This window comes from Vibrio sp. Vb1026 (genome assembly GCF_033338745.1).
In the GTDB taxonomy this organism is placed as follows: domain Bacteria; phylum Pseudomonadota; class Gammaproteobacteria; order Enterobacterales; family Vibrionaceae; genus Vibrio; species Vibrio alginolyticus.
Genome location: NZ_JAWOTH010000001.1, coordinates 218,445 through 234,083 on the forward strand (window position 1 = coordinate 218,445; position 15,639 = coordinate 234,083).

12 protein-coding genes are annotated in these 15,639 nt (G+C 46.9%); 8 read left to right on the plus strand and 4 right to left on the minus strand.

Annotated elements, in window-relative coordinates; genetic code table 11:
• Positions 1–51: 51 nt before the first annotated feature.
• From hisD to R7E47_RS01035, 4 genes are all read left to right on the plus strand, one after another.
• The gene (hisD, locus tag R7E47_RS01020) at positions 52–1,344 is read left to right on the plus strand and encodes a histidinol dehydrogenase (RefSeq protein WP_005374756.1); all 1,293 of its coding nucleotides are present in this window, start codon (positions 52–54) and stop codon (positions 1,342–1,344) included.
• Position 1,345: 1 nt separating this feature from the next.
• Positions 1,346–2,080 (plus strand): SDR family NAD(P)-dependent oxidoreductase, encoded by a 735-nt coding sequence (locus tag R7E47_RS01025; protein WP_025768659.1) that lies wholly within the window; start codon positions 1,346–1,348, stop codon positions 2,078–2,080.
• 83 nt (positions 2,081–2,163) lie between these two features.
• On the plus strand, positions 2,164–3,168 hold the full coding sequence (locus R7E47_RS01030) for a cupin (RefSeq protein ID WP_025768658.1): 1,005 nt from the start codon (positions 2,164–2,166) through the stop codon (positions 3,166–3,168).
• 1 nt (position 3,169) lies between these two features.
• Entirely contained in the window at positions 3,170–3,889 is a 720-nt protein-coding gene (locus R7E47_RS01035) for an alpha/beta fold hydrolase (RefSeq protein WP_053350176.1), read from the plus strand.
• A gap of 63 nt (positions 3,890–3,952) precedes the next feature.
• Here the strand turns inward: R7E47_RS01035 and R7E47_RS01040 are convergent, their stop codons facing one another.
• The 3 genes from R7E47_RS01040 to R7E47_RS01050 form a co-directional block, all read right to left on the minus strand.
• Complete coding sequence (locus R7E47_RS01040) at positions 3,953–5,038, minus strand: porin (protein WP_062730895.1); 1,086 nt, start codon at positions 5,036–5,038, stop codon at positions 3,953–3,955.
• A gap of 177 nt (positions 5,039–5,215) precedes the next feature.
• Complete coding sequence (locus R7E47_RS01045) at positions 5,216–6,232, minus strand: nuclear transport factor 2 family protein (protein ID WP_005374772.1); 1,017 nt, start codon at positions 6,230–6,232, stop codon at positions 5,216–5,218.
• Positions 6,233–6,333: 101 nt separating this feature from the next.
• Positions 6,334–7,629, minus strand: a complete 1,296-nt coding sequence (locus tag R7E47_RS01050) for an MFS transporter (protein WP_017634479.1) — start codon at positions 7,627–7,629, stop codon at positions 6,334–6,336.
• 339 nt (positions 7,630–7,968) lie between these two features.
• Between R7E47_RS01050 and R7E47_RS01055 the strand changes: the two genes are divergently transcribed.
• Both R7E47_RS01055 and R7E47_RS01060 read left to right on the plus strand, forming a co-directional pair.
• Positions 7,969–9,510, plus strand: a complete 1,542-nt coding sequence (locus R7E47_RS01055; protein WP_318083585.1) for a sodium:solute symporter — start codon at positions 7,969–7,971, stop codon at positions 9,508–9,510.
• An 11-nt stretch (positions 9,511–9,521) separates the two neighbouring features.
• A complete protein-coding gene (locus tag R7E47_RS01060) occupies positions 9,522–10,892 on the plus strand; it encodes an L-serine ammonia-lyase (RefSeq protein WP_193837792.1) in 1,371 nt (456 codons plus the stop codon).
• Positions 10,893–10,970: 78 nt separating this feature from the next.
• Here the strand turns inward: R7E47_RS01060 and glgX are convergent, their stop codons facing one another.
• The gene (glgX, locus tag R7E47_RS01065) at positions 10,971–12,962 is read right to left on the minus strand and encodes a glycogen debranching protein GlgX (RefSeq protein WP_213885242.1); all 1,992 of its coding nucleotides are present in this window, start codon (positions 12,960–12,962) and stop codon (positions 10,971–10,973) included.
• Positions 12,963–13,408: 446 nt separating this feature from the next.
• Between glgX and R7E47_RS01070 the strand changes: the two genes are divergently transcribed.
• Both R7E47_RS01070 and R7E47_RS01075 read left to right on the plus strand, forming a co-directional pair.
• Positions 13,409–14,680 carry a maltoporin gene (locus R7E47_RS01070; RefSeq protein ID WP_005374784.1) on the plus strand — a complete coding sequence of 424 codons (1,272 nt, stop codon included), beginning with the start codon at positions 13,409–13,411 and terminating at the stop codon, positions 14,678–14,680.
• A gap of 100 nt (positions 14,681–14,780) precedes the next feature.
• Positions 14,781–15,590, plus strand: coding sequence for a MalM family protein (locus R7E47_RS01075; protein ID WP_005374786.1), 810 nt, complete (start codon positions 14,781–14,783; stop codon positions 15,588–15,590).
• Positions 15,591–15,639: the final 49 nt, after the last annotated feature.

Sequence of the window (15,639 nt, forward strand, 5' to 3'; positions counted from 1 at the left end):
AAAAGCATAAAAATAACCGTTCGTCAGCCTCAATGTTCAAGGAGAAACCCAATGGCACGCATTTTAAAAAACGGAATCACTGAAGAAGCATCAGCATCAAATGACGCAAAAGTGCGTCAGATTGTCGAAAACATTCTTGCTGATATTGAATCGAAAGGTGATAGCGCTGTACGTGAGTTGTCTGAAAAGTTTGATAACTGGTCGCCGGAGCAATTCCGCCTGTCAGAAGAGCAAATCCAAGCCTGTGTGGATGCGCTTGATGAATCGACTCGTCATGATATCGAGTTCGCTCAGCAACAAGTTCGAAACTTTGCTCAAATTCAACGTGACTCAATGAAAGACGTCGAAGTAGAAACCATGCCTGGTGTGGTACTGGGGCATAAAAATATTCCAGTCAACAGCGTGGGTTGTTACATCCCTGGCGGTAAATACCCATTGGTTGCATCCGCTCACATGAGTGTACTGACGGCGAAAGTCGCGGGCGTAAAACGTGTTATTGCTTGTGCGCCACCGTTTAATGGCCAGCCGAACGTCGCGATTGTCGCTGCGATGGCAATGGCGGGTGCGGATGAAATCTATTGCTTTGGTGGTGTTCAGGCGGTAGGTGCAATGGCTCTGGGGACGGAGACTATTGCACCGGTCGATATGATTGTAGGGCCGGGTAACGCATTTGTAGCAGAGGCAAAACGTCAGCTGTTTGGTCGCGTTGGTATCGATTTGTTTGCAGGCCCAACGGAAACCCTAGTCATTGCCGATGAGAAAGGCTGTGACCCGGAATTGGCAGCGGCAGACTTGCTTGGTCAGGCTGAGCATGGTTACAACTCTCCCGCTGTATTGTTGACCAATAGCGAAACATTTGCGCAAGAAACCATCAAAGAGATTGAACGTCAGTTAACCATTCTTCCAACGGCTGAAGTCGCGGGTAAAGCGTGGGCAGATTACGGACAAGTGATTGTGTGTGATAGCTACGAAGAAATGGTGGAAGTGGCAGACGATATCGCTTCTGAACACGTTCAAGTGATGACGGAAGATCCTAAATACTTCCTAGATAACATGACCAACTACGGTGCCTTGTTCCTAGGTCGTGAAACCAACGTTTCTTACGGCGATAAATGTATTGGTACCAACCATACACTGCCAACGAAGAAAGCGGCGCGATACACCGGTGGTCTTTGGGTAGGTAAATTTATCAAGACCTGTACTTACCAGCGTGTAACGGAAGCTGCGTCGCTAAAAGTCGGTGAGTACTGCTCTCGCTTGTGTGCACTCGAAGGTTTTGCTGGCCACAAAGAGCAAGCGGATATTCGTGTGCGCCGTTACAAAGGCAAAGTGGAAGAGGCGTAATATGTCGAAACTTGCCTTAGTCACAGGCGGCAGTGGCGGACTGGGTGCCGCCATTTGTCGCAAGCTAGCTGAATCGGGATATCGCGTAATTCTAACTTACAACAGTAATCAGAAAGCGGCCGAGGATGTGCTTTCCTCGCTGCCACGTAACGAGCATCTAGCATTCAAATTGAACGTGGCAGATTCTAGTGCGATTGAACAGCTTAAACATCAAGTCAGTGAAATAAGCGACAAGCTGGATCTGTTGGTCAACTGTGCGGGGATGACGAAATTCGTCGCGCACTCTGATTTGCAAAGCTTAGATGACCAGCTGTTTGACCAAATATTCCAAGTGAATGTTCGTGCGCCTTTTGCCATGGTTCGAGCGTTTGAGCCTTGGCTTAAGCAAGCCAATGGTTGTGTGGTGAACATTACTTCTATCGCGGCACAGACTGCGATGGGGAGCAACATTGCTTACTGTGCAAGTAAATCTGCCGCGGAGAACATGACCCGTTCTTTAGCTCGCGCTCTGTCTCCCGAGGTTCGCGTTTTGGCTGTTGCTCCAGGGCTTGTCGACACTGAGTTTGTCAAAGGCTTGGATGACGCATGGCGTAATCAACAAGAACAATCCACACCGCTTAAGCGTTTAGCCAATGATGAAGAAGTCGCTCAAGCCGTGTACGCCGCGGCAGATCTTCTGACCTTCTCGACAGGCAATACCATCGCGGTTGATGGTGGGCGACCTTTAGGTCTGTAACACACTTTAGGTTTGTAACTAACTTTAGGTTTGTAACTAACAATTCAAAGGCTAGGTCCAAACAAGGACAACAAGGATTTACAATGACTCTACAATCTAAAATGAATAATAACCTGGTCCGCTACATGGAACTGATTCCGGGTACCAGTGCGTTTATTGATGCGCGCACGCCAGGCAGTGATCTCAAAGATAACTTTTGCATTATCGGTGCTGGGGTGGCAGAGAGCAGTCGTCAGCATGTTCATATTCGCGATACGGCGGGCTTTAACATTGGTGCCGCAGGCCAACCGCCGGGCATCAAAAATTCGTTGCACTCTCATCGTACCGCCGAGCTTTTCTTGGTGTTCAAAGGTCAGTTCCGTTTTTATTGGGGGAACGATGGAGAGCATGAGGCGGTGTTGTCTCACGGTGACGTCATCTCGATTCCAACCAATCTCTTCCGTGGATTTGAAGTGGTTGGCCGCGATTACGGCTTTATGTTCTCGGTACTTGGCGGCGACGATTCAGGTGGCGGCGTTATTTGGCATCCAAACGTTATTAAAGACAGTCAAGGTTATGGTTTATACCTCAAAGCCGATGGCACACTCGTGGACACCATTAATGGCGACCCGGTGCCACAAGAATCAGAATTGATGCCGCTGCTTACCGAAGAAGAGCTCGCGACCTTCGATACCTACACCGCAGAAGAGATGATGCCATTTGTCGCTCTGCAAAAAGATTATCGTGAAATCAAAGGCGATTTCGGCGGAAGCAACGTGAAACAATACGCCTTAACGGGTCATCCTTTGGCGAGTTATGACTTCCAAGTAAAGAGTGAAGATGAAGTGAGCATCATGGCTTATGAGCTTTCTGAAGGTGGCTCGATTCCTCAACACTGCCGAGAAGAAAAACAAGTACTTATCAACTTTGATGGCGATACAGAGGTGGTCCTCACGCATCAAGGCGAACAAGCTAATGTTGTTTTAACGCGCGGTGATGTGCTGAATGTTCCAGAAGGTGCGTCATACTCACTGACGAACTTGCGTGGTAATAGTTTGACGTATTGCATTCTTGGCTCTGATCAACCAAAGCCGCTGGCAGGAGAATAAAATGACGCAACCCACCTCGTTAGTTTGGCTACCCGGACTACTTTGTGATGGCACATTGTTTGAGGAAGTCAACCGAGCGTTGCCAAGTTGGGTTGAGCCTTCATGCCCGACGCTGGCTTCATTGCCGTCAATGGAACAGCTGGCGCAGAGAGTGTTGCAAGACGCACCGCAGGAGTTTGTCTTGGGTGGCTTATCAATGGGTGGGATTCTTGCCTTTGAGGTGTACCGTCAAGCGCCAAACAGAGTCAAAGGCTTGATCCTCATGGATACCAATGCAGCAGATGAAAAGCCAGAGGTGACACAAAAGCGTGATGCACTGGTTAGCCGTGCGTTAAGTGGTGAGTTTGAACGCATTACGCCTGACACTCTGATGCCTGTGCTGATTCATCCCAGCCGTTTGCAAGACAAAGTGTTGACAGAGCGTATTGAAGGCATGGCGGTCAATGTAGGTTTGGAGGCATTTGAAGCGCATGCTAAAGCGTTAGCAACTCGCCCGGATGCTCGACCTTTATTGGCGGACATTCAAGTTCCTACGTTGGTGATAACAGGTAAAGAAGATAAGCTTTGTCCGCTAGACAATCACCTGCTCATGGAGAGATGCATCCCAAACGTCACGCTTCATGTTATCCCTGAGTGTGGGCATCTATCTACGCTGGAGCAGCCTTTAATGGTTAGTGAAGTGATGACTACTTGGCTTCAAGATAACTTTGCTTTGTGTTGATAAGAACTTCATCACTCACCACCTTAAGGCTACTTGGGTATAGGTGGTGAGCGATGAGTATTATCAGAAGTAGTAGCGAATACCTGCCGCGAATTGATCATCACGATTTTCGAATTTGCTGCCATCGTACTGATCTTTACCTAGGTCGAATTGGTATTCAGTCCAAACTAGGAATTTGTTCTTCTGGAAGTGGTATTCAACACCAGGAATCAGCAAGTTACGCTCGTAACCTTGCGTCTCGTCACCGCGATCTTCCATGTAGTTGTAGTTCAACGTTGGGCGTAGGCCGTTGTCGAAGTGGTAGTAAGTGTAGATTTCGCCACCTAGGGTATCGAACATTACGTCCGTACCGCCTTGGCTCACTGCTTCCCAGTTTTCACCAACGTGGAAAGTCGCACCTGCGTAGAAGCCACCGTTGCTGTAGTTTGCGCCCAATAGCATGATGCGCATGTTGTCGCCGTTTTCTACGCCAACCACGCTTGCGTCTAGATCCGCAACTTCATTTTGATGGTAAGCCGCACCAAGTGTTACGCCATCAACGGGTTTGTAAGTGATAGACGCACCCATGCCGTTTTTCAGTGAGGCTGTCGCATTGCTTGCTAGAGCAACATCTTCACGCGTGGTTTGGTAAGTAAAGCCGTAGCTCACTTTTTCATTAATTGAATTACGGTACGTAATTGAGTTTTCCGCACGACCAGCACCGGATGCGATACCCCAGTCAGCTAGGTTGTAAACACCTGAGCCACGAGTACCGAATACACGACCTAAATCGGTGTACCATGCTACGTCGTAGAAGGTAGACCACTGCTTAGTGCCCGCAGCAATCTTGCCGTATTTTTCGTGATCAACACCTGCGTATAGCAAGCGGTCGTAAATGTTGTCGCCGTTCGCGCCAGAGTTGTAGCCCCATTCCGCGTGACCGAAACCAGTCCAGCCGTTATCCAGACCCATTTGGCCTTTCAAACCGAAACGTGAGCTGCCGCTGTTCCATTCGCCGTTGTCATCACCGCCACGGTCTTGGTAGCGAAGATCGAAACGGCCATCGATGGTTAGGCTGTCGCCAGCGTCATTAACAAAAGTGTGTGCAGCAAAGGCTGAGCTAGAAGTAAGCGCTGCTAAAATCACTGCAGAAAGGGTCGACTTTTTCATCATCAATCTCATTATTCAGGGCGCAGAAAGCCACCGTGCGTTCATGCCCGTTTTGAATAAGGGTTCTATCTTGAGGTTGTGCCCCATCCTTGAGGCACGAGTTGGGAGCATGTCGCCTGAACCGAGAGGGGATTCAGGCAACATAAAGGCGGGTTGACAATCCGCCCCTAGGACTTCTTATAGAGAAGGGTTTAGGATCTGTTGAGTACGCTCGAACACGTCTAGACCTTGCTGTTTTAGCCAGTAAGGAAGGTCGATCAGTACCCAGTTCTCAGATAGCTTGTCGCCGTCACGGTAGTAAACGTCAACCACTTGCATGTCTGCACGTACTTCACCACCTGTCATACCTAGGAAACCACCGATTGGTGTGTTAGATAGGTTTGGCCAGCCGAAGAAACAAGAGAAGTTACCTTCTGCGAAACGACATACGTGGCCGTTAAACTTCTTGTCTTTCAGGTTGTTACGGAATGGCAATTGGTGCTGCTGTTGGTAACGAGGGATTGTGTAAGACGCACCGATACCACATGGACCGTACCAGATCATGTCTTTAGACCAGCTCTTCTCAAGAACTTCTGGTGGGCAACCCATAGCGCCACTGTCGTTTAGTGCAGATAGGTCATCAACCATCTTGTTCACTAGTGCTAGTGTTGCTACGCCTTCTTCTGGTGCTGCGTCTTCGAACAGTAGACCATCGTGGTTACGAGGACCAGGGTATACGAAGTGCTTACCTGTTGATGGTGGTAGTGGGTAACAACCCGCTTGGTCCATTGCACCTAGAAGGTCTAGGAATAGGCCAGTCTTAGTGATCTTGCCGTTTTCAACACAGTTAAATTCTGCGTAGCGGATGTTCATGATTTTGCCAGTTGGGCGCATGCCTAGGTATTCAGCGTCGAATAGACCCATGAAGTGACCCATGCTCATTACCCAGATTTCACCTGATGTTACTTCGTTCTCACCACCGATGAAGATGTCTTGACGACGCTGCATGCGAGTCATTGATTTCATCAAAGGAGCCCAGAAAACGTCAGCCGCTGCTTGAGCGCCTTGTTGCTCACGGAATGGGTAAACACCACGCCAAAGGTAATCTTCTGAAGTATGTGCTTTTAGTACTTCTGCCACGTTCTCGTGAGTTGCGTTTTCCATTGCGCTGAAGTATTCACGTACAACGCGTTTTGCTTCTTGATATTTAGACATAATAAACTCTCTTATTTGCTGTCGAGTCGGCTTTGGGAACAGGACTCGAAATTAAGTTTTTTCATCCGGCCGGGGAGCCAGCCGGAGTTTTTGAAATTCAGTTACGCTTTTGCTGCTTCGGCTTTTTTGCTCTTATCGAACACGCCGCCTTTTAGTGTCTCTGGCAGTGATAGCCATAGAAGACCAGCAAGGATCCATACGATTGGTGAACCCCACATTGCGGTTTGTAGGTCGGTACGTTCTTGGATGAAGATAAGTACCATTGGTGCCCACATACCGAGGATACGACCGCCGTGGAATAGCGCTGCGCCGTAGCTACGTAGGTGTGCTGGGAACAGTTCTGAGAAGTAACCGCCCCATACCGCTGAAGAAGACAGACCGAAGTTGTAAATCAGGCCAAGTAGAGCCAGCATGTTTAGGCCGCCAATCACCATGTCGCCAGGTGCAACAAAGAAGATTGAAACCATGATGCCCGCTAGGATGAAGCCAAATGCGTTCACCTTACGACCGAATTTGTCAGCTACCCAACCCCAGAACCACGCACCAAACAGTGAACCAAATGCTGAGATAGAGAAGATGAGACCGATGGTTGCACCGTCGAACATACGTACATCACGTAGGTAAGTGGTTACGAAGCCACCAAAGAATTGGAAACCGTAGAAGTTAAGGCCAGCCAGTAATAGACACGTTAGTGTGATCTTGCGGTAAGGCTTGCTTAGCATTTCGCCCCAAGAGCCTTTTTTCGCTGGTGCATTTGATTCTTCTGCTTTTGCTTGCTCTTCTTCACCGTAAGCGATCACTTTGCTGTCGCTAGGTAGTACAAAGATCATGACAACAGCTGCTGCCAATGGTGGGATACCACCTACAAGCATTAGGCTTTCCCATGGTGCATCAATGCTTGCAATAAATGCTGCATACGCACCCATTACCATCAGTGCTACAGAGAACATAGAAGACGCGAATGCCGTCAACTTACCACGTACCGTTGGCGTAAATAGGCCGATCATTAGGCTTACTGCCACGGTGAAATAACCACCCAGTGACAAACCAATGATGAAACGCATTGCTGCCCATGTTGTGTAGTCGGTGAACATCATATTGATGATTGTTGCGCCACCGTTTAGGGCTGTGATGGTAATAAGAGTGGATTTCTTACCAAATTTTGTTGCGAACCAAGCACAGCTCAATGCACCGATAAGTGCACCAACCGACTGCCATGTATAGAACTGGGCAGTGTCTGACAGGCTAATACCATCATACGCTTCAACGATGTATGGGCGTACGTAGTCAATAATTACAAAGTTATAACAATAGAAAAAGTAACCAACCAGTATCGCTAGATAGGCAGCTACCCTTTGAATCATAGGAACTTCGCTCATGTGTCTTTTGGCATTCATGACCGATAAACCTCTATTTCACTTAGGATTTGTTGCTATTCAAACTTAAAGAACACGATCTTATTGGGATCATCTTCGATTTCGTGTCGTGGTGAATCATAGTTTTTTTAAGGTCATTAGATCCGTGATCAATATCAATTTTAAAATGAATGCGTACCCAATTAGTGGTTTTTAGTGATGAGAGTCTCATTAAATCGGTCTTTTTGGCATTTTTGAATATATAACCGTCTATATTGGTGATTATAGTCACAGTTATGGCGGGATTATCGTTTAGATATGCTTTTTTAAAGTAATATCCAAGCACAAATAATTAGCACCCAGAATTATGGAAACCCTGAAATGGTTACGTATTCAAGTTTTGTGGTGATTGCGTTATACGTGCTAATCACCATATTAATCAGCTATTTAGTGAATAAGCGCTACAGCAATGGTGGCGACTTTTCTACGGGTGGAAAGCAATTTGGCTGGTTTACGGCGGGTGTTTCGATACTTGCGACTTACATTAGTGCGATGACGTTTGTAGGGATGCCTGGTTGGGTTTATAGCTCTGGCATGGAAGCGATGAGTATTCACCTTAACTATCCCATCGTTATCTTTTTCACTGTTATCTTCTTTGTACCTGTCTTTTATAAGCTGGGTCTGACTTCGATTTATGAATACCTTGAGCACCGCTTTGGGGTGTATGCAAGAACCATCAACTCGATTGTGTTCATTGTGGTTCAATGCATTTCTGCGGGTGTGATTCTGTATGCCGTGGCGCTGATCTTAGTGCAAGTTCTGCCCATCAGTATTTCTGAAGCCATCATCTACATTAGTATTTTCACCGCTTGCTATACCTATGCGGGCGGGATTTCCACGGTGATCTGGACCGATATGTTGCAATCTGCAGTATTGGTAGCAGGCAGCATCGCCATCTTTGCTATGTTAGTGACAGAGATTAATGCGGCAGATTACCTTTCTCGTGATCACCTGAATATCATCAACTTAGACTTTGATTTAGGCGTGGATACCACACTCTGGGCAGGCGTGGTTGCAGTGAGCTTTTTGCATCTGAGTGTGTATGGCACCAACCAACTGATCATCCAACGCACGCTAGCGACGAAGTGTGAAAAGACGGCGCAGAAGTCGATGCTGTTGTGTGGTTACGGTGCGTTTTTCGTGTACTTGTTCTTTGCGGTACTCGGTGTCCTTCTGAGTGTTTTCTATCAAGATCAATCGTTTGAAAACAGCAACGAAGTGATTTTGGATTTCGTCTTCAACCACACTAACCCAATTGTGGTTGGTTTGATCATTTCCGCATTGGCGGCGGCCGCAATGTCGACCTTGGATTCAACCTACAACTCAATGGCGACCGTCGCAACGTTTGATATCTACAAGCGTTTCGTTCGCAAGAGTGCCGATGATGAGCACTACGAAAAAGTCGCAAGAAAGATGAGTTTGCTCGCTGCGGCTATGGTGGTAGTGCCAGCTCTTCTGGCGGTATCGAATGAATCGGTACTCAAAACCATTGCTAGCCTGACTTCCATCTTTGTTGGTATCCGTCTTGGGTCATTCGTGCTTGGCTTATTCTGGGCAAAAGCCAATGAGAAAGGCGTGATCGTTGGCAGTATCATGAGTGTGATTGCGGTGTTTACTGCCATGTATCTCGACGTGGCTTGGCCGTGGTTCGCGCCAATTGGTACGTTTGTCTTCCTTTTGTTTGGTGTGTTAGTGAGCCGTCGTTGGGGCGCTGTGACTGCCGAGCAACAAATTTTTATCAATAATCAAAAACATCTTTTTGCAAAGCCAACCGCAAGCCATTACGGGCTGTTGGTGTTCGCCGTGGCGACCATCGCTGCTTGTATGGTTCTCCCTGATTGGCTTTATGCTGCATTGTCGTAATAGGTAAGTTTATGCTGTCCATCTTTGATATTTACAAGATTGGTGTGGGTCCTTCTAGCTCTCACACCAATGGTCCAATGATCGCGGGTTACCACTTCACTCGTTTGATTGAATCGAACTTGGCAAAAGTGGTTCGTATTCAGGTCGATTTATACGGTTCACTCTCGTTAACGGGGATTGGTCACCATACTGACCGTGCAACCATTTTGGGTCTGTTGGGTAACAAACCAGATACCATCAAAATCGCTTCTGCGAATAAAGCGATGCGCAAGGCGATTGAAGAGGGCATGATGTCTGTCGATGGCCGTCATGAAATCGAATTCAACTACAAAACGGACATGTTGTTCCATGAAGAGAACCTTCCTCTGCATGAGAATGGAATGACGATTACTGCGTTAGATGCGCACGGCAATCAGGTTGGGTTTGAAACTTACTACTCTATCGGTGGTGGTTTCATCGCAACGGCGGATGAACTGCAAAATGGCAGTGCGACTGCTCCCGTAGAAGTTGAGTTTCCATTCTCCAGTGCGGACGAAATGTTGGCGCAGGCAGAGAATAACGGTATGAGCCTTGGCGGCATGATTCTGAAAAACGAACAAGCGTTTCAGGATATGGAAGCCATCAATCAACGCGCAGAACAGATCTGGCGTGTGATGACGCGTTGCATGGAGCGCGGTTTCGAGACAGAAGGTATCTTGGATGGTGGCTTGAACGTGACCCGCCGTGCGCCAAACTTGTTGAAGAAGCTTGAAGCAAATGCAGCAATCGAAAACGATCCAATGGAAATTATGGATTGGATTAACCTGTTTGCTTTTGCTGTGAGTGAAGAAAACGCGGCTGGTGGCCAAGTCGTAACGTCGCCAACTAATGGTGCGGCGGGTGTGATTCCTGCGGTATTGATGTACTACCATCGCTTCATCAAAGAACTTGATACTAAACAGCTTAAAGACTTCCTTGCTGTGTCCGGTGCGATTGGCATTTTGTACAAAACCAATGCGTCTATCTCGGGTGCCGAAGTGGGTTGTCAGGGCGAAGTCGGTGTTTCTTCTTCTATGGCGGCAGCTGGCTTGACCGCGCTACGTGGTGGCAGCAATGAGCAAATTTGTATTGCGGCTGAGATTGCCATGGAGCACTCACTAGGCATGACTTGTGACCCAATCGGTGGCTTAGTGCAAGTACCGTGTATTGAGCGTAATGCAATGGGCGCAATGAAAGCGATCAATGCATCTCGCATGGCATTAAAGCGTAATAGTAAATGTCTGATCTCGTTGGATAAGGTAATTGAAACCATGTACCAAACGGGCAAAGACATGAACAAGAAATACCGTGAGACGTCACTGGGTGGGTTAGCTTTGATTCACCTAGCGCCGCCTTGCGAATAATGAGTTAGGCACATCTAACCAACAAAAAAGCCGAAGCACTGAGATGCATCGGCTTTCCTTTTTTGGAGCGTTTATAACTTAGCTATGCGTTTGCTCACCTTTTGGTGTGCTTTGGTTTGGTTGATAGTGCAAAATCACCATCGAGGTGGGTGACAGCAAGACTTCGCCTTCAGCATGTCCTGGGTTGAGATTACGTACGTTTGTATCACAGATCGTCACCCATTCTTGCTTTCGCTCATTAGGGAGCTTAAAGCGCGCTGTGGCGTTAGTTTGGTTGATGAGGTAGACCAGTTCTTGCCCTTCTTTACCGATACCAAGGTGAAGTGCGACAGAGCTTAAACGGTTCCAATCATCGTGCTCCATTAAGCGACCGTCTGTACGGCGCCAGAAAATACGGTTGTTATTGCGGTTTTCGCCACTGAAAGCTCGGATAAATGGCACCATGTATTGATTTCGGTTGGCGACCATTTGTGACATCCATGCTTTGAAATGTTGCTTACGTTCTGTCTCTTCCCAGTTCAGCCAACTGGTTTCGTTGTCTTGGCAATAGGCATTATTGTTACCGCCTTGGGTGTGAGACAGAACATCAGCAGTGAGAATGTGTGGGATACCGAAGGCAAACAGCAAGCTAGCAATAAGGTTGCGTTTTTGCTTCTCACGCGTGGCGATGATCATCAGATTTTCCGTCTCGCCCTCAACACCGTAGTTTTCTGAACGATTGTCACCGTGACCGTCGCGATTTTCTTCGCCATTGGCTTCGTTATGTTTGTGTTTGTAAGACACTAAATCTTGCAGTGTGAAGCCATCGTGATACGTGATGTAATTTACGGTGAGTTTGTATGGCCAGTTCGCTGCACTATAAATGTCACGAGAGCCCATTAATCGAGTGGCAAACTCTTTTAAATAGCCTTGATCACCGCGCCAAAAACTGCGGGAAATATCACGCAGTTTGTCATTACATTCGTTCCAACCAAATGGAAAGTTACCCACTTGGTAGCCATTTGGACCAATATCCCAAGGTTCGGCAATCAATTTGGTTTCACGCAAAATTGGGTCTTGCGCAACGGCTTTAAAGAAAGCGGCTTCTGGGTTGTAATCATCGCCCTGTCGACCTAACGTTGCAGCCAAGTCAAAACGGAAGCCATCGACTTTAAATTCGCTAACCCAGTAGCGCAATGTATCCATCACAAGGTTTAAGGCTGGTTGGTAGGTGAGATCCACTGTATTTCCGCAGCCAGTGTAATTAGCGAAGTGGTTGCCATGTTTGATGTAAAAACAGGAATCGAGGGCCTTCAGGTTGAAAATTGTAGGCCCTTCACCACCTTCAGCAGTGTGGTTGTAAACCACGTCGAGAATCACTTCGATGCCGTTTTTATGCAATTCGCGAATTGTTGTTTTTAATTCCGTAACGGCGTCTTGTTCTGCGTAGCGCGGATCGGGCACCATAAAGAGATAAGGGTTGTATCCCCAATAATTGACCTTTTCCATCTCTAGTAGGTGAGGCTCATGCATGCATGCTGCGACAGGTAGCAATTGCAGCGTGTTGATGTTTTGCTGTTTGTAAAAGGCCAGCATTTCAGGTGATGCAAGACCTAAGTAGCGCCCCTTCAGCTTGTCTTCAACCTCTGGGTGGCGTTGGGTAAGCCCTTTGACGTGGGTCTCAAACAACACCATCTCTTCTCTGGGTATACGCGGGTGAACCGTGTTTTGCCAGTCAAAATCATCTTCGATAACGACGCACTTCGGCATATCGAAACTTTTGGCTGGAGAGTAGGGAGGGTGATAGTGGAGGGCTTTATCTATTGATTTTGCGTACGGATCAGAAATTAACAGTGGCTCGTCCTTGTGGGAGACAAGATAACCGTATTTTTGCCCCGGCTTAATATCTGGAATAAAAGTATGAAGTATGCCAGCGTATTCATTCGGTAAACCGTGAAGCTCGTAGCTGCCATCGTCTGCAAACAATGCCAGTTGAATGTCTTTTACGCCCGGAGCATGAATAGAGAAGTTACAGCCTTCTTTATTCAATGTTGCGCCCAGCGGGTAGGGGCGAGAGAGAAGTCGTGTCATCGGAGATACTTTATTTAATATTTATTGCTACCTTTAGGAAACTATAAGTTAAAAACTTTGTCTTACTAAGGTCAACCACCCTAAATATAAAAATATTCGTGTAATTTAATTACTTTATGTGACGGCTTAGAGTCAAAAATATGAAATGGCTATCACTTTGTAGCGGCTCAAAACCGAACAAACTTACTAATTCCTCCCTAGATTGGTGATCTGACTCGAAAAAACACCATTCGGTAAATTTTCTACTCCCTTCTCATCCCCCTTAAATTAGTTTAGGGCGGAGGAAGTCATCCTTGTACGCCTCGGGTAATCTCACAACTGTTGAAACAAACGGGGATTCGTTCCCATCTTACCTCTCTTTCTTTAGGTGTGTTTTTACTGCCTATATTCACCTAAAAGAGTGAGCAGGGAAGACAGAATTATAAATACCCTTAATGGAGTTAAGAATGAAAAAAGTAAGTGCAATTGCTGCTGCTGTAGCTGCAACTTTAGCTGCTGGTTCTGCATTCGCAGTGGATTTCCACGGTTACATGCGTGCTGGCGTTGGCGTGAACGCTGACGGTGGTCAACAATTAACATTCGAAAAGAACAAGATCGGTCGTCTAGGTAATGAAAGCGATATCTACGGCGAGATTCAACTAGGTAAAGAAGTTTACAACAACAACGGCAAAACGTTCTACGTAGACTCTATGGTTGCAATGACTTCTAACGGTTCAAACGACTGGGAAAGCACTTCTGCTAACTGTGGTTTGGATAACGGCGAAGTGAAATGTGTAGACGATGCACAATTCGCACTACGTCAGTTCAACGTTCAAGCTAAAGGCCTACTAAACTTTGCTCCTGAAGCAACGCTTTGGGCAGGTAAACGCTACTACCAACGTCACGACATTCATATCTCTGACTTCTACTACTGGAACATCTCTGGCGCGGGCGCTGGTGTTGAAGGTATCGAAGCTGGTCCTGGTAAAGTTTCTTTCGCTTGGGTTCGTAACGACCGCGGCGATATCGCAGACCCAGGCAACGATGGTGGCGCAACAAACGTAAACACTCTAGACGTACGTTACGCAGGTCTTCCTCTATGGGACAACGGCTCTCTAGAAATGGGCTTGAACTACGCAATTCTTAACGAAACTGACGCTGCGCCAAACGGCACTAAAGATGCGAAAAACGGCGTAATGTTCACAGCAGAATTGACTCAAGGTCTAGACGCTGGTTTCAACAAAACAGTGCTTCAGTACGGTACTGAAGGTTACTCTAAAACAATGGCATTCTACGGCGACGGTAGCTGGTACGGCGCAGAAGCTGACAACGGTGCATCTGGTTACCGCCTAATCAACTGGGGTGTAATCGGCATGGGCGACAGCTGGGAAATGGGTCACCAGTTAGTGTACGGTGTTGGTGAAGACATGTGGGCTGGCCAAGACAAGTGGGAAACAATGTCTGTTGTTGTTCGTCCAATGTACAAATGGGATGACAACCACAAAACTATTTTCGAAGCTGGTTACGCTATCGACGATAACGACGGCGAAGAAAACAAATACGGTAAGCTAACTGTTGCTCAAGCATGGTCTGCTGGCTCTAGCTTCTGGGCTCGTCCTGAAATCCGTGTTTACGCTTCTTACCTAACGGCTGACAAAGAAGACAACTCAAACACATTTGACAACGGTCGTTCAGACGATACGTTCCAGTTCGGTGTACAAGCTGAAGCTTGGTGGTAATCATCTAACCACTAAGTCCTAAATTGTCCTAGAATGATACAGCCAGAACTTATCTGGCTGTATTTATTTAAAAAACAATAAAGAGTCGAGGTAGACAGTAATGAAAAAATGGCTTGCTCCCGTACTGCTGGGCATGTTGGCTACTGGTTGTGCGTCTGTAGAACAAGTAGAGATGAGTCCAAAAGGTCAGCAACAAGTGATCACGCAATCGGGTGATATTCAATGGGTACCGCTTAACGTGCCTGTGGTTACTGAATTCGCTTTGACTGATAAAAGCCAAATGTTGTTGGATGGTAACAGTGCTGGCGCTATTGCAGCGTTTGCTCTTCCAGGAAACCGTGGCAGTCTCGATATCAAATTAGAGACATTCGTAAGTAAAGAACTTCAATTTTATGCTCCTAATGTCGCAGTGATGAACTCGGCAGGAGAAACCATTTACCAAGCAGATTTTTCAAAGTTTAAGTATGAACCAGCAAAACTGTTGGACAACGATAAATTCGTACTTGATCTCAATGTGATTCCAGACATGACAGGTAACGATCTGCATGTGTTGGTTTACACGACTTCCGCCGATCTAAAAGGAAGTACACAAGTTTTACACCCTGCAAAAGCCTTCGCCATGGCGCGCCACACTCAGCCGCCAGATATTGCAGACCCTCTAGCGAAACATAGCCCACTTGGTCAGTTCCGCTTTTCGGTATCCGCGAATGATATCGTGAATACTAAGATTGTTGCGAAAAACGATAACATTCCCCAAGGTACGGACCTTACTAGCTACTACTACAGCTCCATTGAAGCAGCAGTCGCAGCGAATGATATTCCGAAAGCGCTCACTTTGCTTGATGAAGCAAAAGAGCTGGGTATCGAAGGTGCACAACAAGTGTTTGTGAAAGCCGTAAATAGAAAATAATCAGATAAAAAAGGTCAGCGAAATGCTGACCTTTTTCATAGAAAATAAA